Origin of the sequence: Parabacteroides vesiculifaciens (assembly GCF_049860805.1) — a bacterium.
Classification (GTDB): Bacteria; Bacteroidota; Bacteroidia; order Bacteroidales; family Tannerellaceae; genus Parabacteroides.
Genome location: NZ_CP187555.1, coordinates 3442403 through 3463603 on the forward strand (window position 1 = coordinate 3442403; position 21201 = coordinate 3463603).

Annotated in this window: 14 protein-coding genes; 3 read left to right on the forward strand and 11 right to left on the reverse strand. The window is 46.5% G+C overall.

Translation table 11 applies throughout. The features are described 5' to 3' along the window. Nucleotides 1-355 precede the first annotated feature (355 nt). Both ACPYIV_RS13780 and ACPYIV_RS13785 read left to right on the forward strand, forming a co-directional pair. Complete coding sequence (locus ACPYIV_RS13780; protein ID WP_425883531.1) at nucleotides 356-3322, forward strand: DUF6383 domain-containing protein; 2967 nt, start codon at nucleotides 356-358, stop codon at nucleotides 3320-3322. A gap of 248 nt (nucleotides 3323-3570) precedes the next feature. After that, nucleotides 3571-3792, forward strand: a complete 222-nt coding sequence (locus ACPYIV_RS13785) for a hypothetical protein (RefSeq protein WP_425883533.1) — start codon at nucleotides 3571-3573, stop codon at nucleotides 3790-3792. A gap of 403 nt (nucleotides 3793-4195) precedes the next feature. Here ACPYIV_RS13785 and ACPYIV_RS13790 read toward each other — a convergent pair whose 3' ends face one another. Continuing rightward, entirely contained in the window at nucleotides 4196-5428 is a 1233-nt protein-coding gene (locus ACPYIV_RS13790) for an MFS transporter (protein ID WP_293732198.1), read from the reverse strand. A 226-nt stretch (nucleotides 5429-5654) separates the two neighbouring features. Here ACPYIV_RS13790 and ACPYIV_RS13795 point away from each other — a divergent pair, with 226 nt between their 5' ends. Next, nucleotides 5655-9623: a two-component regulator propeller domain-containing protein gene (locus ACPYIV_RS13795; RefSeq protein ID WP_425883536.1), complete on the forward strand. Its 3969-nt coding sequence runs from the start codon at nucleotides 5655-5657 to the stop codon at nucleotides 9621-9623. A 149-nt stretch (nucleotides 9624-9772) separates the two neighbouring features. On the opposite strand, the gene ACPYIV_RS13800 is transcribed toward ACPYIV_RS13795, so the two are convergent. From ACPYIV_RS13800 to ACPYIV_RS13845, 10 genes are all read right to left on the reverse strand, one after another. Then, entirely contained in the window at nucleotides 9773-11110 is a 1338-nt protein-coding gene (locus ACPYIV_RS13800; RefSeq protein ID WP_299362592.1) for a Gfo/Idh/MocA family protein, read from the reverse strand. Between the two features lie 476 nt (nucleotides 11111-11586). Then, nucleotides 11587-12744, reverse strand: coding sequence for a 1-acyl-sn-glycerol-3-phosphate acyltransferase (locus ACPYIV_RS13805; protein ID WP_425883539.1), 1158 nt, complete (start codon nucleotides 12742-12744; stop codon nucleotides 11587-11589). 5 nt (nucleotides 12745-12749) lie between these two features. Continuing rightward, nucleotides 12750-13727 carry a D-alanine--D-alanine ligase gene (locus ACPYIV_RS13810; protein WP_293732194.1) on the reverse strand — a complete coding sequence of 326 codons (978 nt, stop codon included), beginning with the start codon at nucleotides 13725-13727 and terminating at the stop codon, nucleotides 12750-12752. 3 nt (nucleotides 13728-13730) lie between these two features. Next, nucleotides 13731-14810: an RluA family pseudouridine synthase gene (locus ACPYIV_RS13815; protein WP_293740850.1), complete on the reverse strand. Its 1080-nt coding sequence runs from the start codon at nucleotides 14808-14810 to the stop codon at nucleotides 13731-13733. A 2-nt stretch (nucleotides 14811-14812) separates the two neighbouring features. Further along, nucleotides 14813-15445 (reverse strand): PASTA domain-containing protein, encoded by a 633-nt coding sequence (locus ACPYIV_RS13820; protein WP_293732192.1) that lies wholly within the window; start codon nucleotides 15443-15445, stop codon nucleotides 14813-14815. Nucleotides 15446-15565: 120 nt separating this feature from the next. Then, the gene (gene rpmH, locus ACPYIV_RS13825; RefSeq protein ID WP_005633099.1) at nucleotides 15566-15718 is read right to left on the reverse strand and encodes a 50S ribosomal protein L34; all 153 of its coding nucleotides are present in this window, start codon (nucleotides 15716-15718) and stop codon (nucleotides 15566-15568) included. A 140-nt stretch (nucleotides 15719-15858) separates the two neighbouring features. Then, nucleotides 15859-17700 (reverse strand): O-antigen ligase family protein, encoded by a 1842-nt coding sequence (locus tag ACPYIV_RS13830; RefSeq protein WP_425883545.1) that lies wholly within the window; start codon nucleotides 17698-17700, stop codon nucleotides 15859-15861. Between the two features lie 13 nt (nucleotides 17701-17713). After that, nucleotides 17714-18577 carry a signal peptidase I gene (lepB, locus tag ACPYIV_RS13835; protein ID WP_301704323.1) on the reverse strand — a complete coding sequence of 288 codons (864 nt, stop codon included), beginning with the start codon at nucleotides 18575-18577 and terminating at the stop codon, nucleotides 17714-17716. Between the two features lie 5 nt (nucleotides 18578-18582). Further along, nucleotides 18583-20067, reverse strand: a complete 1485-nt coding sequence (locus tag ACPYIV_RS13840) for a transglutaminase domain-containing protein (protein WP_301704322.1) — start codon at nucleotides 20065-20067, stop codon at nucleotides 18583-18585. A gap of 40 nt (nucleotides 20068-20107) precedes the next feature. After that, on the reverse strand, nucleotides 20108-21196 hold the full coding sequence (locus tag ACPYIV_RS13845) for a 6-bladed beta-propeller (protein WP_293740844.1): 1089 nt from the start codon (nucleotides 21194-21196) through the stop codon (nucleotides 20108-20110). Nucleotides 21197-21201 lie beyond the last annotated feature (5 nt).

Here is a 21201-nt window from a genome sequence, read left to right on the forward strand (position 1 = left end):
ACGGAACGCGGGATCAATTACATATTGTAAGCATTTTACGAAGATTATTCTACCATGTAAAATCGGCAAAATTTTAAGTGTAACGGAATAATGGACAGTAAATGCTTGCGCTGGTTACGTATAAGTTCATCTACCATTTTTATGGGAAGATTGTTTTATATCGTATAAGGCGCGGGCTTTTGTTCTATTATTGTTACACGGGTGTTTGCCGATACCTACAGGGTGATAATAGACAACAGGCCCGCGTTTTTTTATGCCCGTTCATAAGCATTCGCGGGGGAGTTGTTCTCTCCTTCGTAAAATTAGTTGTTGGATTTTTAAACACTATTTTATTAACAATTAATTTTTAATGATTATGAACAAGAGATTTTCTACTCTTTTGGCTGCCGCTCTGGTGGCCGGTGGATTCTCCTTCAATGTGATGGCTGCTGCTGGTCCGGGAGCTGTCAAGGATGGGGAGTTTACGTTTTTGGAAGTTGGTTCCGGTGTTATGACCATTGACGCAGATGGAACTTTGAAGGAAGGGACAACGCCGATCGCTACGTCATCAATGGATGTAATTAACGCTGCTTTGTGGAAAGTGACTGTTATCCCTGGTGCGGATATAACAGGTGTACCGACTTACAAGTTTCAAAACAAGAAAACAGGCCAGATGTTGTCAGTGAAGTTGCAGAATGATACTAAAGACGCTGATTCAGATGGCATTGTTGTATCCTCTGCTGCTGCAAAGATCGGTGCCGGTAATTCAACTTGGGCTTGGGATGCAACAAAAGGTTTGTATGCCGTTGTGGGTGACTCTACTTTTTACTTTACTACAGGTTTGAAGTTGGCCGCTGCTCATAAAACAGCAACAGGTCAGGTTACATATCTGCCAGTTGGTTATACAGCACTTAATATTGAACATACTTTGACAGCCGACGAGTTCAACACTCTGACAAAGGGTAAATTGTATTTCAATGGTGGCAAGGATGTTTCTACTGGAAATACAAATATTTTGACTGCTAATACTTGGACAGCGGAAACAAAGATTGGTTCAACGACTAGTAATTATCTGAACTTAAAGAATGCTTCCGGAAAATATTTGGTTGTTGATACGGCTCTTTATTCTGGTACCACTTCTACGGCCGACCCGGCATTTGTGTTGAATGTGGATACTGTATATAAGAAGTCGACACTTCCTGCCGGTGTAAATGAAAATGATCCTGCTTTCCAAAGAGTAAAGGAGTTCTATGAGTTTAAAGCAGACTATGTAGTGGCAAAAGACTCTCTTGTCTTGTCGATAGCTAAAGTACCGACTTATAATGCTACTAAACAGAACGGTTCTAATTGGAAGGATGCAGCTACTACTTATGATGGTCAAGTGATCCTGCGTAATTTGGCTAATGCGACAGTATTGACTGTAGAGAAGACAGCTGAGTTAGCTAATAAAGCTTATGTTGTTGAACCTCTTATTCAGCCGACCCCCGGAAATATCGGTGGTACAGCCAAGATCGCTCCGAACAAGGTGTATTATGTGGCTAATATGAACGAATATAATGATGCTGGTACTGCAAAGAACCCGGGTTATGGTAGGTTCTTTGACTACAATTTCCCGAATCAAGCTAAGTATTTGGCAGAAGGTCAGGACTTCAACGTATTCTCACAGTTTGTAGTATATGCAACTCCTGGTACTGATAATGGCAATTACACTGTTAAGACACGTTATAATGGTATAACTACTTGGGAAGGTGTTGCTGATTCTTTGGCGAATGGCAATATCGTATTTGGTGACGACACTCTTAAATTTGTTGATGCAAACATCGAATACAAGGGTGCAGCTCAGTATATCGGATATCATGCAAATGACCATGCATTGGCTAATAAACAATTTAAGATTCAGTCTGCATCTCCGTTGCTGAATGATGATATGTTCTTGCACATGAAAAAAGATAGCACAATGACATTGAAGGCAGGAGAAGTCCTCTATACAATGAAACGTGTAAATACACTCAAATTTGAAGAAACAGCTATAAAAGATGCTGTGGATCCTTTGGCTTGGGATGTTTATACGATCGAGACTGATAAGGGTGAATACTTGATCATGGATAAAGATGGTCGCTATATTTTAACTGCTGATCCTGAAATATATAATTATACGGTTCAGTATAATTATGAGACTAGCAAAGTCACAACTAAGAGTTTTATTGCAACAGGTTTCGCATTCATTCCTACAGAAGCGGCTGACAAATATGTTATCATGCCTACATTCCCGAGAGTGAAAGTCGCAGCTGACCAGAGTAAGAAATTGAATGAAATCGCAGTTTCTTGCGAATATTCATCTGTACCGGGTCAGACGGCAGATAATGCAACTGTAACCTCTACAAACACTGTTCCCGATGCGATGAAGAATAGCATGATTACGGTGAATACAAACACGGGCGATTTGGAAAGGTTTACTTTGGGTACTGCTAAATACGATCTCTTCTACGTTGCCGAAGAAGAAGATCCGCAGAGCTTGTTCTCAATGCCGAAACATATCCAGTTGGAAACAACAAACAACCAGTTCGTCACAGTAAATGCCAAGAACGAAGCATTGGTTGTAGCTGAAAATGCACTGAAATCAGCTAATTATACAAGTGAAGACTTTACATTCTGGTTAGATACTGCTGCTTACGAACGCAACGGTGAGGTATTGGTCGCTCCTTATTACTATGTGACAAAAGGTGTTTCTGCCGATGAAGAAGCCGGTGTTGAAGCTCACAGACTGTATATGTACAATGCTACCGATTCTGCAGAGAACGCAACAGTAGACAAAGAACAGTACAAGGCTTACGGTGCAACCCGCGTAATCTTCCGCGAAGCACTTCGTTACGGTGCCGATTCTTTGATCGTTGCCGGTGATACGCTGACATTGGATGGCAAAAAAACAGCCACAATCGCTGAACCGAAGAAAGGCGTGGCAGACTTCCGTTTCAATTTCTTGCAGGCTAAAGACGAAGCTGCCGGTGTTTACAACATCAAGAGCGGCAACGATTACCTGCGTAACCTGAACGGTGTGTTGGTTGTCAGCACATTGGAAGAAGGTGTGATGGTAACCGTGAATGCAGCCGAAGCTCCTACAGCCAACGGAGGCGTAGAAGTATCTGAAGTAATGGTTATCGCAGGCGAAGGTCAGGTAACAGTAGCCGGCGCTGCAGGCAAGAAGGTTGTTATCAGCAACATCTTAGGCCAGCCGGTTGCCAACACGGTTCTGACTTCCGACAACGCTGTAATCGCTGCTCCTCAGGGTGTGGTCGTAGTAGCTGTTGAAGGCGAAGAAGCTGTAAAGGCTATCATAAAATAAGATTGAATTTATAATCAAATAATTCTAAAATGTTTGGCCACGCGCCGTGGAAACGGCAATTACCCTGCGACAGGCGAACAGGCGGCCGGATTTAATATTAATAATACTAAAGTATATTGAATGTTGCCTTTCCCCTGCGAAGGACGAAGGCAGACACAAAACAAGCCCCGGAGGTGTTCGACATCTCCGGGGCTTCGTTGTAAGGAAAATGTGAACCTATTAAATATGCCAAAATATGAAACTTCGATGTGCTTGACGGTTTTCTGACCGTCATGCTGGGCGAAGAAGACATCAACATCCAAAACGACGCGATCTACACCTCCAAATTGGAAGGGAGAATAGAGGGCTCGCCGAAGGTGAAGCGAAAGGGAAGGCGGAAGGCCTTGCCGAAGGAATGGGCCAAGTCGCTTCCCGAAAAGACAGGCATCGGTTGCCGAATAGATGCCTACCTTTTTCCTGCTACCCTATAGGCTTTCCCCGGACAGGCTATAGGCTGTATTTTTTAGCTTATACCCTATATTTTATAGGACAGGAATCAATCCGATCCCCCTATATGACAAAACTAAAAACAGGGTTCACAGCAGGTAAAAGGCTAATGGCCAGAAATTTGTTGTGAAGGCAGTGAAAGCAATGAAATCGGTTTACATTTACGATCAGCCAATCCTATCGATCAATCACGCTTTTTTATCTTGCATTCACAGGGTTCACTGTAACATGCTAATCTATAAAGCCCCCAAACAGTGTGAACTCTGATTAAACAAAAGCGGGCTGTCTAAACTTGTTGGACAGCCCGCTGTACATCTGGCGTATGATACTATATTTAATCTTGAGAATTAAAAGGGTTTGATAAAATTATTACTTTACTACTCTATGTTATTTATTAGTCTTTAATGCTACCGGCTTGAATAAAAAGACAAAAAGGATCAATAATACGAATGAAAACACAGTCGAAATCGCAAAGACGACAGGCCAGTCACATCTATCCCCGTCACGGAAAAGGCTGATCAGCCATCCGTTCCAAAGCGTCCCGATCAGGAAGCCGATGCCCCATACCAGGAAGAAAAGCAGGCCTTGCGCCTGGGCTTTCATATCCTTGGGTGCCACATTATCCGTATAAACCTGGCCGCCGACAAAGAAGAGGCCGAAGATCAACCCATGTACGATAATCCCGATATAATAGAACCATTGCAGACCGGTTTCCGCCCCGATATAGAACGACGCATACCTGACCACGAGGGCGATCATACCGAAGATCAGGGTATTCTTAATCCCGGACTTGATCAGGATCGAAGTGGTAATGACTAAGAAAAACATTTCGGCCAACTGTCCGAGGTTCAGTGTCACCGTTATATTCTGTACATGCTCGTCGGCAAGAATCATCGAACCATATACGTGATACAGGTTGAACGGGATGATAGCTAAAAATGTCAGGATCATAAAAGCGCGGTAATTCTTATCCTTCATCAAGGAGAAAGCGCTGAACCCGGTTATATCCATCACCGAGATGCCGGCACTCTTATCGACCGAAGGCGGTGTGTGAGGCAACCGCAGGTTCAGGAGCGCAGCCACGAAACAGACGGCGGCGCCGCAATACATCGGCAGGTTCGTATCGTCGAAAGCAGGCAAATGCATCACATGAAGGGCGATCACGCTGAAGATACCCGAAGCTACCCATCCCACCGATCCGAACATACGGATACGCGGGAACTGCTCCGACGGCGTGTGGCTCATGGCGATCGTACTCGTCAGGCTCTGTGTCGGCATGTGGCAAAGCATCGCCAGCACGACACAGGTCATAAGCGGGGCGAATGTAATTTGCTGGGCTGCTAAGAGCAGAAAGACACCTGTTAATATATTCAGTACTGCCAGGATTTTCTCGGCCGCAAAATAGCGGTCGGCAATCGCACCGATAAAAGAGGATGCCATCGCACCGATAGCCATCGCACTCAACACCAGCGACACCTGGTACACTTCCAATTTAAGCGTGTGGGAAAGATAAGCGGCTAAAGGGACCCACCAGACTGCACTCAGCATATACTGCATAAACATCATTGTGCAGAGTTGAACTTTCGTTCCGATTCCTTGTTTTGTAGTAAGCGTGTTCATATAATAAATTAGAATAAAAGGTTTCTATCACCTGTGTTTTACATGATGCAAATGTATCGATTCCCTCACGGCCGGTTTGTTTGACCTTGTTGCAATCTTTCCTGTATTCTTCTCATTCTCTGCCGTTATCAGCCTTATTGAGATGATTTATGAAATCCGTGATACGATAAATGGAAATCCATACTGCTTTTTTCAGTATCTTTCGCCCATAATAGCAAAGTCATATATGAAACATTTGAAGTTAATCTTATCCATCCTATTCATATTTTGTCTCACCCGGACATATGCAGACGACAGCAACTACCTTTTCCGCCATTACCAGGTCGAAAACGGACTCAGCGACAACATGGCCACCTGCTGCGTGCAGGACAAGAAAGGATATGTCTGGATCGGTACGCGCGACGGTCTGAACCGTTTCGACGGATATGCATTCAAAGTATTCCGCAACGACCCCGACGAAAACGAAACATTGGGCAGCAACTGGATCACCTGCCTGGGCTGCGACATGAACGGCGACTTATGGGTAGGGACGCTTTCGGGATTATACCAATATAACGATAAAAAGGAATCGTTCCGGCACATCCCTTTTACCGCAGACAAAGGGATCGACATTTTCCAGTTCGACAAAGACAATAAACTATGGATACTGATGGACGGCAACCTGATCCGGTTCAATACCGAAGACAACCAGTTCCGCATCTTCGCCCCTGAAAACAACCAAAGCTACACCACTTTTTGCATTACCTGCGAGGGGAGCATCTGGATCGGAAGTTCGGACGGACTGATCTCATTGCTGAATCCGGAAGACGGGACGACAGAGTCTTATAATGTATTCGCCCATTCTTCCCTGAACACCCCGCGAAAGCTCTCGATGCTGTACCCCTCTCCTACGACCGACCGTATTTACATCGCTTTCGAACATGACGACGTTAAGATATTCGATCCGACAACACGCGATTACCAGGATCTGAACATTCAAAAGATCAACCGGCTCACCATCCTGATCAACAGCTTCCTGGAAAAAGATGAAGACGAACTGTGGATCGGAACGGACTCCGGCTTGTTCATCTATAAGACCAGCACCGGCGAGTGTACCCGCATCCGGCAGGATCCGTTGGACCCGTATGCCTTGTCTAGCCATTTCATTTCGGCTTTCTGCCGCGACCGGGAGAACGGCATCTGGATTTGTTTCCACCAGAACGGGCTCAACTATTATTCCCCTTTCCGTCCTTTCCATGTACATTATCCCTGGGACGGGCAGTATTCGATGAAAGGGGAAGTGATCCGCGACATTTGTACAGATGTATACGGCAATATATGGGTCGGTACGGAAGATGCCGGCGTCAACTGCCTGGAAAAGAAAACGGGGACATTCACAAACTACCAGCCGGTTCCGGGAGGGAACGGGCTGTCGCACACCAATATCCGGGGCCTGGCGGCATCGGGCGACCGCCTCTGGATCGGGCACGTCATCCACGGTATAGACCTGATGGATATCAAGACGAGGAAGATAATCAGGCATTACAACCTGTTGAAAGACTCGCTGACGGTAAAGAACAGCACCGTGCACTGCATCAAAGTATTGCAGGAGGGGCAAGTCTACGTCGGGACCGACGACGGCATCTATAAATATGACTTCCTGAACGACCGCTTCCTGTATGCCCCGCAGTTTCCACCGTTCGCGGTGAACTGCATCTATGAAGACCGCTTAGGAAGAATCTGGACCGGCATGTTCAACCGCAGCTTCTATTATAATCCGATCAGTAATAGCGGCATGTACCTGCCGTACGACAAGTTGAACACCCAACGCCACAATTTCGTCAACGACGCTTGCGAAGACAAAGACGGCAATATGTGGTTCGCCACCGTGGAAGGAGTTATCAAGTATGACTTCCAGACAGGCGAATCCCTGCACTACACCGTCAAGAACGGTATGCCGAGCAACGTTGCCTTCCGCATCCTGCCCGACGAAAACGAAAATATGTGGATCAGCACGGCTAACGGACTGGTCAGCCTCGAAACCGGGACGGGCAAGATCACGACCTACACGGAATCGCACGGGCTTATCACCCGCCAGTTCAACGACAACTCGGCCTTTAAAGACAATGAGGGGACTTTCTACTTCGGTTCGGTCAAGGGCTTTATCCATTTCAGGCCATCCGAAGTGATCCCGACAGCCGAGAAGATGGACGTCCACCTGGGTAGCCTCGAAATCCAGAACGAAGCCGGGGAGAAACGCATCATCAACTGTTCCGCCGAGTCGGAAGTGAAGAAGATCACGCTGACTTACAAGCAGTCCACATTCAGCATCAACTTCTCCGCCCTCAACTTTATTGCCCCCAAATCCGTCCAGTATGCATACAGGATGGGGAATATGGATAAGGAATGGATTCCGATCGGCGAACGTAACACGGTCTATTTCACCGAACTGCATCCGGGCGATTACACCTTCGAGGTGCGGGCGGCCAACCTGTCGAACACCTGGAGCGACACCCCGACACAACTAAACATCACCGTTTTGCCGCCCTGGTGGGCATCCGACATGGCGTATGCCTCTTATATCGTCGTCATTCTCACCATCATCGCCGGCTCTTTCTGGTCCTGGCGCCAAAAGACCAAGCGGGCAATGGCTTACAATATGCAACTGTTCGAAGACCAAAAAGAGAAGGAACTGTATCAGGCCAAGATCGATTTCTTTATCAACATCGCCCACGAGATCCGGACGCCGCTCACACTGATCAAGAACCCGCTCGAACGCCTCCTGAAATCCGACAAAATCGGGGAGAAAGAGAATAAGTCGCTTACGTTGATGGATAAAAACGTGTCCCGCCTCCTGTCGTTAGTCAACCAGTTGCTGGACTTCCGTAAAACGGAGATAGAAGGCTATCGCCTCAGCTTCGTCCGGACAGAGATCGTCTCGCTCCTGAACGAGACGGCCAAACGGTTCCAGGAATCGGCGACGGCAAACAACCTGTTGCTGAACCTCGATTTGTCTTTGCCGGAGTTGTATGTCTTTGTAGATAAAGAAGCAATCACCAAGATATTCAGCAATCTGTTCACGAACGCAATCAAATATGCATCGAGCAGCATCATCGTGCGGCTGCAACTGACTCCCGATTACGAAACTTTCACGATCGACTTTATCAACGACGGTACTCCCATTCCTGCGGAATTGAGGGAAAAGATATTCGAACCCTTCTATCGGCTGGAAGGAGATGCAGTAGGCAAACCGGGGACGGGACTCGGCTTGCCTCTGGCACGTTCGCTGGCTGAAATGCACCACGGGAGCTTACAGTTAGGCACCTTCGCCGACAGCCCGTCCATGACGATGTTCCGCCTGACCTTGCCAGTCAAGCTGCCCGAATCCATCAAACAAACAGAAGAGGAAGCGACGGCACAGGCCGTACCGCAGAAAACGGAGTTCATCCACGACGAATCGCGCCCGACAATCCTCATCGTCGAAGACAACAAGGAAATGGCTATCTTTATCGCCGACGAAGTCAACCTGTTATATAATGTAGAGATAGCCGGAAACGGCGCCGAAGCGATCGCGCTGTTAAAGGAGCGCAGCTTCCAGCTAATCATCAGTGACGTGATGATGCCCGTCATGGATGGCTTCGCCCTTTTGAAAGAAGTGAAAACAGACCTCGAATTCAGCCATATTCCGGTCATCCTGCTAACAGCCAAAAACACCATGCAGTCCCGTCTGGAGGGATTGGAGCTGGGCGCCGACGCTTACTTAGACAAACCTTTCTCCACCAACCTGCTGATGGCACAGATCTCCAACCTGATCTCCAACCGCGACAACATACGCAAATTCTATTTCAAATCGCCGATTGCCAACATGAAGTCGATGGCTTATACCAAAGCAGACGAAAGTTTTCTGGAAAAGCTGAATGAGATCATCAACGAGCATATCAGCAATCCGGCCTTAGATGTAAACATGATTGCAGACCTGATGCACCTGAGCCGCCCGACCTTGTACCGGAAGATCCGTGCCATCTCCGATCTGACACCTAACGAGCTGATCAAGATAAGCCGGCTGAAAAAAGCTGCCGAGTTGTTGATACAGGGGAATATGAAGATATATGAGATTTCGGAAGCGACAGGTTTCAGCTCCCAGTCCTATTTCTGGTCTGCCTTCATCAAGCAGTTCGGCATGAGCCCTTCGAATTATGCGAAAGAGAATAAATAATCTGACAAAATCCAAGCGCAGATTACATAGGATTTCACGGATTCATTTATTTTCTTTCCGTGTAAATCCCATGTTGTCTACGCTTGAAAAGGTGTTTTGACGCACTCAATAAACAAAAGGTATTTTTATGGTCATATTATTTTTTTATCCTATTTGTCCCAATATGGCAACTTGTACGGATTACGATATGCATAGTGGTACAAGCGGTGGGCATAAGCCTCTTTGTCATTACCAAAACTAAGCGTTGCGGGATTCCATTTTACAGGCCGTCCCAATTCATTTGCGATATTATTGATACAGCACATAATGTTAGTACTGCAACCCACCTCCACCGGAGCGATCGGGTCAAGCCTTGAACGGATAGCATCAATAAAGTTCTGCATATGTGAAGGGCTTGTCTCAAATTCACCGGCTTTGACATCCTTCTCTACCTTTTTTAGAAGAGCCGGATCCGAACATTCGATATAGCCGCGTTCGACCTGTACCCAGCCTTTCGTTCCGAAGAACTTGATGCCTTTGTTATCCGGTTTGTCTTCGCGATAAGCTTGTTCGGTCACTACAATACCGTTGGCATATTTCATTGTGCAATATTTCGTTCCGTTGTAGCCTGCCGGGATGTATTCGACCGGACCGGAACCATCCATACCCAATGCAGCCTGCGTGATGTCGTAATGATGCGCACCCCAGTCGCCCGTAAACCCGTTTCCGGTTTCCTGATAATAACGCCATACAGCCCAAGGGCCTGTTTCTTCCATTTTGGGATTGTCAATAGGAGGGCACATATCCGGATGATAATGTATTTTCGGATCAGTCAATGGCCCCATCCAACGGTTGAAATTGAGATTAGCAGGAACAGGCATTTCCGGCAAATCGAACGGTTTGGGAGGTTCGCCGATGCGTACATACACTTTTTCGATATGCCCGATAGCCCCTGAACGAACCAACGCGATTGCCTTCTGGAATTCTTCGCTGGAACGCTGTTGGCTTCCAACTTGCAAAATACGATTGTTTTCACGCACGGCTCTTTTTAAGGCAAGACTCTCGGAGATCGTATAGGTCAACGGCTTTTGCAAATAGATATCTTTAGAGGCCTGACAGGCATGAATAGCTGCCAGGGCGTGCCAATGATCCGGAGTTGCGATTGACACTACATCAATATCTTTCCGATCCAACAAATCCTCATAAAATTCATAAGTATCGCAGCGGGGATTCCAGCCCGCTTTTTTTTGCCATTCGGTGACCCGTTTTACAAAGCGATCCCTTTTTAAAGAGTCCACATCAGAACCGGCTACGACTTGTACGCCCGGACATGTTGACGCCGCATAGAAATCGCTCATGCCTTGTCTCCCTAAACCAATGAATCCCATAACAATACGCTCACTTGGCGCATACTTCTTTCCGTTGACAGACCAACTGGGAAGAATGGTGAAACTTGCCAGCCCCAAAGCCGACAAGCTAAGAAACTCTCGTCTATTCAATTTGTTCATGATAATTAAATATAAGGTCCAATAACCTATTTTACTTCGTTCTTAATTTGCCAGTAAAATTAAATAGATAAAAATGAAAAAACAACTCGGGAAATAGAAGGGAGGCATAAAATAGCAAGACGGGAAACACCCATAAACGATCTATGTAACAATACCGAAACGATTTCGTTTATGTTATTTATACAATAAGTCAGGAAGGATTATCGGCTGACTACTTAATTAAGGTAATATTACTTCAACGAAGCAAATTGATTTTCTTTAAGAAAAAGACAATTAGTGAGGCCCACACTTCCTTGCCCATCCACATAAAACAAGAAACAGCATCATGCTGTATAACATAATAATAAAAGAAACTTTTTTGAATCAGATTCCTATCCCAACATACAAAAACAGCATATGAAAAAGGAGGGGTAAACTTTTTTTCATATGCTGTTTTACTTATCGGTTACTTACCGTATCTCTCTAATAATAGTCTTTTACTCCTGAACGGCTAAGAAATTCTTCAACGGATTCGTATACATTTCCAGAATCTTCGTGCGCAAGAATGCTTCATCTTTATTCGGCAATACGATCTTGTCTAACTGACCTTGCAGATAATCTTCAAACTGTTTTTTATCTTTCAAGCCGTAATGTTCGCTGAAACAATGCGTACCCGTCAACATGTCGTAGGCCACATAGTTGCAGGGATAAAAGCGGTAATGCTTGTAAATCTGCTTGTCGATAATGGAAGCGATAGCGGCGATCAACTCGTTCTTCTCCATATTCGGGTCCAACTGTGCCAACTGGTCGTTAATCGGGGAAGTCAGGGTGAAATGAACGCGTCCTTTGTTATTCAGGATACCGGTTTCCATGCTCAACAGGTCGTCACGCTGGCTCTTTACGAAGTCCGGATCGTCGCGCTTCTGCTGGAATTCCTTTGCTTTCAAGAAATCGCAAGGGTCGAACTCATAAGAGATTGCAACCGGGAAAATATTCAGTTCCATCAGGTTCGACAAAATATCCTTGTCGCCGCTCATGTTCAACATTTTCAATATGCTGCCCTGGGTACGGTCGTCCGAATCTTTGGCACGGCCTTCACGCTGTGCGATCCAGATGGATTCTTTCGTCTCCGTGATCGTATGGCGGATATAAGCGGAGAGGACTTTGCTTACTTCCAGCATCTGCCGTACCGGAATGTTACGCTTCACGATGAAACTATTGTTCAGGCGTACCAGCGTTTCGATCCACGGACGGATCAGCAGGTTGTTACCGATAGCCACCTGTGTCATTCCATACCCGACATCATACAGCATGACATTCAGGAAAGAAGCATCCAGTACGATGTCGCGGTGATTAGAAATAAAGGTACAAGGCTTTTTATCTTTCGGCAAACGGCTACGGCCGGAAATCGTCAACGAGAAAGTGGTCTTGTTTGCCACCATCATGACCGCTTCATACGCCAACTTCGTCTTGAAATCCTCCTTTGTCTTAAAGGAACGCATGGTTTCTGAAAACTCTTTCCAATCCACATCCGGCTTTATATACCGAAAGGCCCGCTCAAAATCTTCGTTGGCAACCAGCGATTCGATCGCATCTTTTACCTCGTCGTTATTCAGCGGACGAATATCATCAAAATCATTAATAGGAACTTCCATATCTTTTAGTTAAACTCGTTTTCTATAATATCTGTCATTACATCTTTTATATCCAGACCGGCAGCCCTTACCTGCTGCGGGATAAAGCTGGTTGCCGTCATACCGGGAGTCGTATTGATTTCGAGCAGCTTCGGCTCGCCGTCCGCCGGAATAATATAATCCACACGGATCAATCCTTTCGCCCCCAATATGTCATAAATCCTTGATGTCTCGCGTTGTACCTTTTCTGTTAGTTCAGCAGAAATACGGGCGGGCGTAATTTCCTGTACCTGTCCGTTATACTTGGCGTCAAAATCAAAGAACTCGTTATCCGTAACGACTTCGGTAAGCGGGAATACCACTTCTTTGCCGGCGGTCTTATAACAACCGCATGTCACCTCGGTCCCTTCGATGAAACTTTCAATGACCACTTCCCTGCCTTCTCCGAAAGCTTTGGCAATCGCCGGCTGGATAGCCGAGACTTCTTTCACTTTCGTAATCCCGAAGCTGCTGCCTCCGTCGTTCGGCTTCACAAAGACCGGAAGTCCCAAACGGCTGACCACTTCTTCGTCCGTTACAGTCTGTCCTTTAAATAAATGTATGGAATGAGCGATATTCACACCAAATCCTTTCAAATAATGATTGCAGGCAAACTTGTTGAACGTAAGTGCACTGACAAACATACCACAAGAAGAATACGGCATTCCGATCATATCGAAATATCCTTGCAAACGTCCGTCTTCTCCCGGAGTGCCGTGGATTGTGATGTAGGCAAAATCAAAATGCTTGACCTCGCCGTTCTCACGAAAACTAAAATCATTCTTGTCTATTGGTGTGTGTTCCCCGCCGGGAAGTATAACCGCCCATTCGTCTCTTTTTACGATGGCAATATATACATTATATTTGTCTTTATCAAGAAAAGAGAAGATTCCTTCTGCACTTTTTAATGAAATAACGATTTCGGAGGAATCGCCTCCGGCTACAATAGCAATGTTTCTTTTCATCATCTATAGTTCTTTAGTATTTGCATATACGCGCCATTTATCGATCAACGCAGTCATGTCGGCAGGTATTTCGGAATCAAAAAACATTTCCTCGCCTGTAGTCGGATGAACGAAGCCCAGCGTCTTGGCATGAAGCGCCTGCCGCGGGCAAATGGCGAAACAGTTATCGACAAACTGTTTATATTTAGAAGAGGTTGTTCCTTTCAGGATCTCGTTTCCACCATAGCGCGCATCATTGAACAACGTATGCCCGATATATTTCATGTGGACACGTATCTGATGCGTACGTCCGGTTTCGAGGCGGCATTTCACCAGCGTAACGTAGCCCAGGCGTTCCTGCACCGAATAATGCGTTACGGCAGTCTTGCCCTGGTCGCCTTCCGGGAAAACCGTCATCTGCATACGGTCACGCGGGTTACGGCCGATATTGCCTTCGACCCGTCCTTCGTCATCGCGAACGATGCCCCATACGAGTGCCCGGTATTCGCGCTTGGTCGTTTTGTGGAAAAATTGCAAACTGAGGTTTGCCTTTGCATCCGGCTTTTTGGCTACAACCAGCAGTCCGGATGTATCTTTATCGATACGATGAACGAGTCCCAGGGCGGGATCGTTAGGATCGTACGTAGGATCATCTTTCAAATACCAGGCAAGGGCATTCACCAGCGTGCCGGTATAGTTTCCGTGTCCGGGATGCACGACCAATCCAGCAGGTTTATCGACCACCAGCAGGTCCTCATCTTCATACACGATTTTTATAGGAATATTTTCAGGGAGAATCTCAAAAGTCCGCGGAGGCCGTGTCATCATGATCGTCACGACATCCTCCGGTTTCACCCGGTAATTACTTTTCACCGGCTTGCCGTTCGCCATGATGCAACCGGCATCGGCAGCCGACTGTATCCGGTTACGAGTAGCGCCGAACATGCGGTCAACTAAGAATTTATCCACACGCAACAAGGACTGTCCGCGATCGGCAACGAAGCGGAAGTGTTCATACAGTTGAGGAGTCTTATCTTCGCCCTCTTCCGGTTGCAACAGGTCGTCTACCTGTTCATCATCCATTTCGTCTAAAAACTCATCCATAGTTAAAACCAGTTTTCTTCTTCACTATCCAACGATTCGACCGGCACACTGTCATCCGGAAGTCCGAGCGAGTCTGCCGGCATCTCTGCTTCGCCACTGCTGACCTTTAATATCAAAGGGGCGGTAAGCGGGACGTGTTCGCCTTTCTGTAAGGCGCGCCCGTGCAACTCGACACCGAGAGCCAAGTCTTTAAAATCACCGGGGACATATTCGATCTCGATTTTTTCAAAACCGCGGGCACGGAGGATGGCGTAGGCTTGCCGGAACGAGAGGTCTTCCACTTCCGGTATCGTCGCCATCTGCGAAGTGAGCGCATTTACCGTGACGAACACGATACGCCCTTCCTTCACTTTGGAACCGGCCATCGGGACCAGTTCGACAATCGCCCCGGGCTTCACGTCTTTCGAAAAGACGGAGTCGATCACGTTATAGCGTAAATTACTATTCTTGAAAAATTCAGCGGCTTCCTCCAATCCCAATCCTTTGACATCCGGCACCACAACAGCCTCGTTATGCCGGGTGTACGAGTCGAGCCACTTCAGTGTTCCGAACACCAGAGCGCATGCTACGACTACAGCCAGCAACAAATTTAAGACGTACGGATTTTTTATTCCTTTCACCAAAAAGTCTTTCATTTCTATCTTGTATTTGTAGGCGGATCAAAAGTAGAAAACAAAGCCGTTAAAACAAAGAAAGTAAAGGCTTTTTAGTAAAAACCTCTACTTTCTTTATGAAAAATCTTCAAACGGAAAGAATTATCCGTTGTATTCGTCAGAAACTGTTAACTTAGCTCTTCCTTTAGCACGACGAGAAGCTAATACTCTGCGGCCATTAGCTGTAGCCATTCTTGAACGGAAGCCATGCTTGTTCTTTCTTTTCCGGTTGGAAGGTTGAAATGTTCTTTTCATCTTTCTGTTATATTATATTTATTATTATCTTATTCTCATACCAATTTGGGCTGCAAAGATAGAGGCTTTTTTTTAATAAACAAAGAGTTGCAAGAAAAACTTTATTTATATCAAGGCTCTTTCTGCCACAAATACAACATTCAATCAGCATCTCCCTTCTCCACCATCTTTTTTATTTCTCCTCTCATTTCCCGGATTGCGGTGCTTTCGACCTTCGGTTCTTTGGCCAGTACAGCTTCGGCGGCAACCCGGAATTTATCCGCCTGGTAGAATGCAGGCTCTGCGTATAGCTTGGCTAACAGATAATAAGGATACAATCTTTCCGGCAGTATTTCGATGGCATGAAGCAGTTCCCTTTCCGCTTCCCGGTAGTCACCGAGCGCCTGCCGGTTCTTAGCGATCATGTACCGGATCATCGGATCTCCGCTTAACCGCTTCGCCCGTTCCAATAGTTGTATCGCCTCTGTATATTGTCCGGTCTTGTTCAGGCATTGTGCCTCTTCAAACAGAAACTCCGGCTTATGTTTCAGTTTGCCGTACAAGTCTTTATAATCTTCTATAACCGATTCATAGGCCTTGTTATTATAAAACATCTGCATCCGTCCCCACCGTTTATAAACCTTATATTGCCCCTTCTGCACTTGGAAAAACAGGATTCCTGCCAATGCCATAATCGTAATTTCCCCTTTAGCCAGTAGTGCCCGGTAGTATCTTCTCCCTTCTCGAGAGGGGGCAGTGTGTGTGTCATTACCCGTTACGCATATCGCTCCCAAAAACACCAGCACCACCCAAAACGACGGCAATTGCAACGGATAGGACGACACCGCAAACACCGCCAGTGCAAACACGCCTCCAACCGCCCCATTCTGCCTGTTCCGGATTCCGTAATATCCCATACTCCCCAGCCACAACACAAACACGATCAATCCCCCGATCCCTTGTTCAAGTCCGATCTGCAGATATTCATTGAACGCATATTCCGGACATCCCGCCACCTGTTTCTCCTGGTCGGTTGCAGTCCTTGTTGTGAAATACTCGCCTTGCGCCTCTATGTATGCCGCCGGAAAACTGCCTAACCCGGTTCCTGCAAGCGGCTGTCCGGCAATTGCTTTCCCCGTCACTTTCCACATCAGCAGCCGCCCGTCCGCCGAATCCCGTTTCAGTCCGTATAACCCCATTACCGTGCATCCTGCCAATATGGTGACAATCACAAAAAACGGGATTGCCGCGTTCTTATACCTTATATATACAGCTTTCGTTTTTCTCCATCCGATCCGTTCCGCCCAGTACACCCATCCGCAAGCCACGATCGCCGCCACCCAGGCCGACCGGCTCATCCCGGCAGGTAAGACAACCAAGATGGCCCCTACGCATACCCAGCCGAAATAGCGCATTCCCTTTTGAAACCGCAACGCTGTCCACAGGCAAACCGGCAGCACGACCGCCAGATACCCGGAATAGGGACCCGGATTAAAGAAAGAACCCGTCAGCCGGAAAAGCGAATGATGGGAATAGGCATGGCCATGCAATTGCTGCATTCCCCAAATGGCTTCGGCCAGTCCGGTGAGCATCAGTATGAACAGAAAAAAAAACTTCAGGCAAGGAGCTTCCGTAAGAAAATAGCGCAACAGGAACCATAAGACGATCAACTGCCCTCCGAAAAGCAGTTTTTCGGGTTCGGGACCGAGCTGCCAGTCATACGTTACGAGTGTGATCCCGGCAAAGAGGAGCAACAACCCGTCCGGCAGTGAGAATGAAACGCTTTTCTTCCCGCCGAACCCTATTGTTACGATCGTACCGATTGCCATCAGGACCATCGAGAGATGGAACCAGAACACTTTCCCCATCACGATGCCGTTCGCCAACGCGCTGTCGCCGACAAGTGGCGTGGCGATCAGCATCGCCACGAAAACGGATGCCAGTGCAATTCGGATTCCATGCCTATGCAGTTTGAGTTCCATGCCAGTGTATTTTATTTTCATACCCATCTGTTTTTTATTCGATCTTTTTGAGGAACCGGTCCCATCGGAACTTGCCGGTGTATGGATCGACCGATTTCCAGATAAACGTCGCCTTGCCGACGATATATTCTTCCGGCAATAAGCCCCAATAACGGGAATCCTGCGAGTTCATACCTTTGTCGCCTGCCATGAAATAATAGTTTTTTTGAAAATGATATTCCTGCATCGGTTTACCGTTCAGATAGGCCGTTGAATCCCTATATTCTATTTCTGTTTTTTGCTCCCATGCGATCAACTTGCGATATAAAGCATAGTTGGTACGGTCCATTTTGATCCGATCGCCGGCTTTAGGAATATAAAGCGGCCCGAAATTCCGGATGTTCCAGCCGACAGCGGAGTCGAACGGGAATGCCTTGTAAATACCATCGGCGAACCCTTCCGGTGGCGTCTGCCCGATCCGATCCTGCGAGTCGAGGTTTCCGAGCGGTTCACTCACGCCGTTTATCCGGAACCTTCCGTTCCGGATGGAAAGCGTGTCGCCCGGCAAACCGATACAGCGTTTGATGTAATATTTCAGGATGTGCATCTCGACCTTGTCCCATCCGTTCGGGTGCGGGAAGTTGAAGACCAGCACATCGCCCCGCCTAACTTTCCGCCATCCGGGTACGCGGTGTATCTCGGTCTGTTCCAGCCGCAGTGTCGCGTTGAGGTCGAACAACCGTGCGCCGAGCGTCGGTTTCCAGACCGCCACAAAGTCCCCTTCCGTCAGTTCCGGCTCCATCGAGTCGCTCGGGATGCGGAAGGAGGCGAGGAGGAAGACTTGGGCGAAGAGCCAACAGGTTGCCAAAGCAGCCAAGGCGAGGAACAGATCTAATAATATGTCAATCCAGCGTTTCATCCGACTCAAAAATCTTTGCTTCTCTTAAACTCTCCATCGACCGCCAATCCGGTTTCCTGCCAAACCCCGTTTTTATCTTCGTAGGTATGAAGCAGGAGTGCATTGGCCGGGATATTGTCGTAATATTGGGTACTGTCAGTCACTTCCTTGCTTTTCAACGGGACAAACGCTCCGCGTTCCGTATCCCAAAAAGCGAGGGGAAAGACTTGCCAACCCGCCTTTTGACGGCAAACCGCAAAAGTTGTCTGCGATAAGTCCGGTTTGAACAGGCGGATTCCCCCTTTGTCATCCGTCAGAAAGGGTTCGCTGATATATCGCAATTCGTCTCTCCCGGCAGCCTCCGCCACAATCAGGAAATTCCGGCCCGCGACGTGGTCAAAACGCGCGATGTCCTCTTCGCGCGTCCCGATGGCAATCGGTTGCCAATCATCGTTGTTATATGTACACAGATATACCCATCCCTTTTTCTCTATGCTTTTTGTACCAATGGGGACACGAAGCGTGTATGTGGGTAATTTTTGTTCCTGCGTCACATCTGTGAATAGCGGATTTTTGAGTTGTGTGACATACCCATCGTCCGGTTGTGGCAAAACAGAAAGGTTAGCGTCAAAATGCCGGCGATACACTTTTGCCGGTTGCAGGTAATAGGCCGCTGCTAATTTGTCCGCATAGCTGTACATGGCCGTATCGCCCGGATTGAATTGATGGAAACAACCCTTATACGGGACCGCGCACCAATTGTGGATAAAGGCCATACGTGTCCATGTCGTTTGATAAACAGCGACAGGTATCCCGACGGCACGCATGACAAAAGTAATGTAATCGCATAACGCTTCGCAGGTTCCGATACCCAATTGTTCTGTCCCCTCAATTGTATTTGATAAAGGGCAACCAGTCTCTTGATACTTGATTTTTTTACAAAGCTGTTCATGAACGATTTGAGCCGCCTCCAACGGATTTTGAGCCTGAGCCGAGTCCAACAATAGCATATATCGGGACATAAACATCTCCCGCAGGTTAGAAATAGCTTCCGTCTGGGCGCGGTAAGGAAGGATGAAACGGCAAAAGTCCTCAAACGAAACATCTTTCGCCCAAGGTTTTTGCCAAACTTGAAAAGCCAAGTCTATATTCCTGATCAGGAAATCGCCATGTAGGGTTTTGATATCATACACGATCTCTTTCCTGATCGTATATCCTTTTTCCAGCAAAGAATCACAATGCCTTTTTACTGCTTGGTTATCCGTGAAATTCCGAATATCTGGCACATACCGTTCACCTTCGGGCGATACGAAATGTTCCATCCGTGAAAAATGGAATGGCATGTTCCGGATCAAAAATCGGGTTGCTTCCAGCTTTAAGCTGTCGTTTTTGTAATATTTGAGCACTTTTTCCAATTCTTCCCGATTTTCCCCGCTCATGGACAAGGCTTGTTCCAGACTGATACCTTTTGTTTTTTGTATAGTACAAGAGGTCAGAAGACTTAATATCATGAATAAGAAACATGTTTTCATGGACGGTATAAATTGTTTATTAACGTTCGACCAGGACGACCACGGGGTTATTCCCGTTTTCGGGTATTTCATAATCGATCAGATATTTCCCGTCTGTCGATATGAAATGAGGGACAAAAGTACTTCCTTCCTTGAATTCGTACGAATTGTCCGGATAGATGACCTTTTGATAAAAAGCTTGTCTGGCATTTTTGTCATAGCTGTAAGTGTACGGATCAGTTACATCATGGTGCGCCAGATAAATGATACCGTCTTTCTCTCCAGTGGCGGTAAGCGCAATTTTGCCGTTGAAGAAGTCCCATTTTTTCATCAGTTGTTCAGCCGTGTAAGCGAACATGGCTTTTTTGGTTGCCTTAAATTTCCCTAACTCGACCACGGCATAAGGAATCAAATTCAAGTTTTCATCAACCTGATAGATCGTGTCGTTGAATACTTCTTTGAAGGCAGGGACAAGGCCGTCAAACGCTTTCATTTCAGAAGGTATGCTATATACGACCATTGGCGATGCAGGTTCGAGTTTTTCCGTAACCGGGATCGTTTTAAAGGCTGTAGTGTCCCGGAAGAAGACAAACCGTACTTTCTTTTGGCCGGTAAAATTATCGACATGACCTAAGAATAGGTCTGTATTGGGAACTATGAAGAAATTCATTGTATGCCGTATTTTGGGCTGAAACTTTTTTCCTAAATATTCCCCTTGCCAGTTGTAAAGTGTGAAATCGTAATTCCCGTCTACGACAAACAGCGTGTCATTTCGCAAAACAACACCAAACATCCCTTTATATTCACCTTCCTTATTTCCTTTTTCCCCGATGTTATACTGATATTTCCCATCTTTATCAAATAAAGATAATCTGTCCGAATGAATCACTAATAGTTTTTCATCGTCCAATATAATCTTTTGGATGGATTTGACTTGGACGGAGTCGTTGGTTTCCAACTGCACGTATCGAAGATTTGTCGCCCATTCATTTAAATCTATTTCCTGTGCTTTATTTTTGACTAAGGGACGAAAATCTATCCGATAAAAATCCTCATGATCGGAAGATTGCATTTGTCGGTTGCTGCAAGATGTAAAAAGCAGGCAAAAGAAAAGAATCCATGTTTTCATAAACT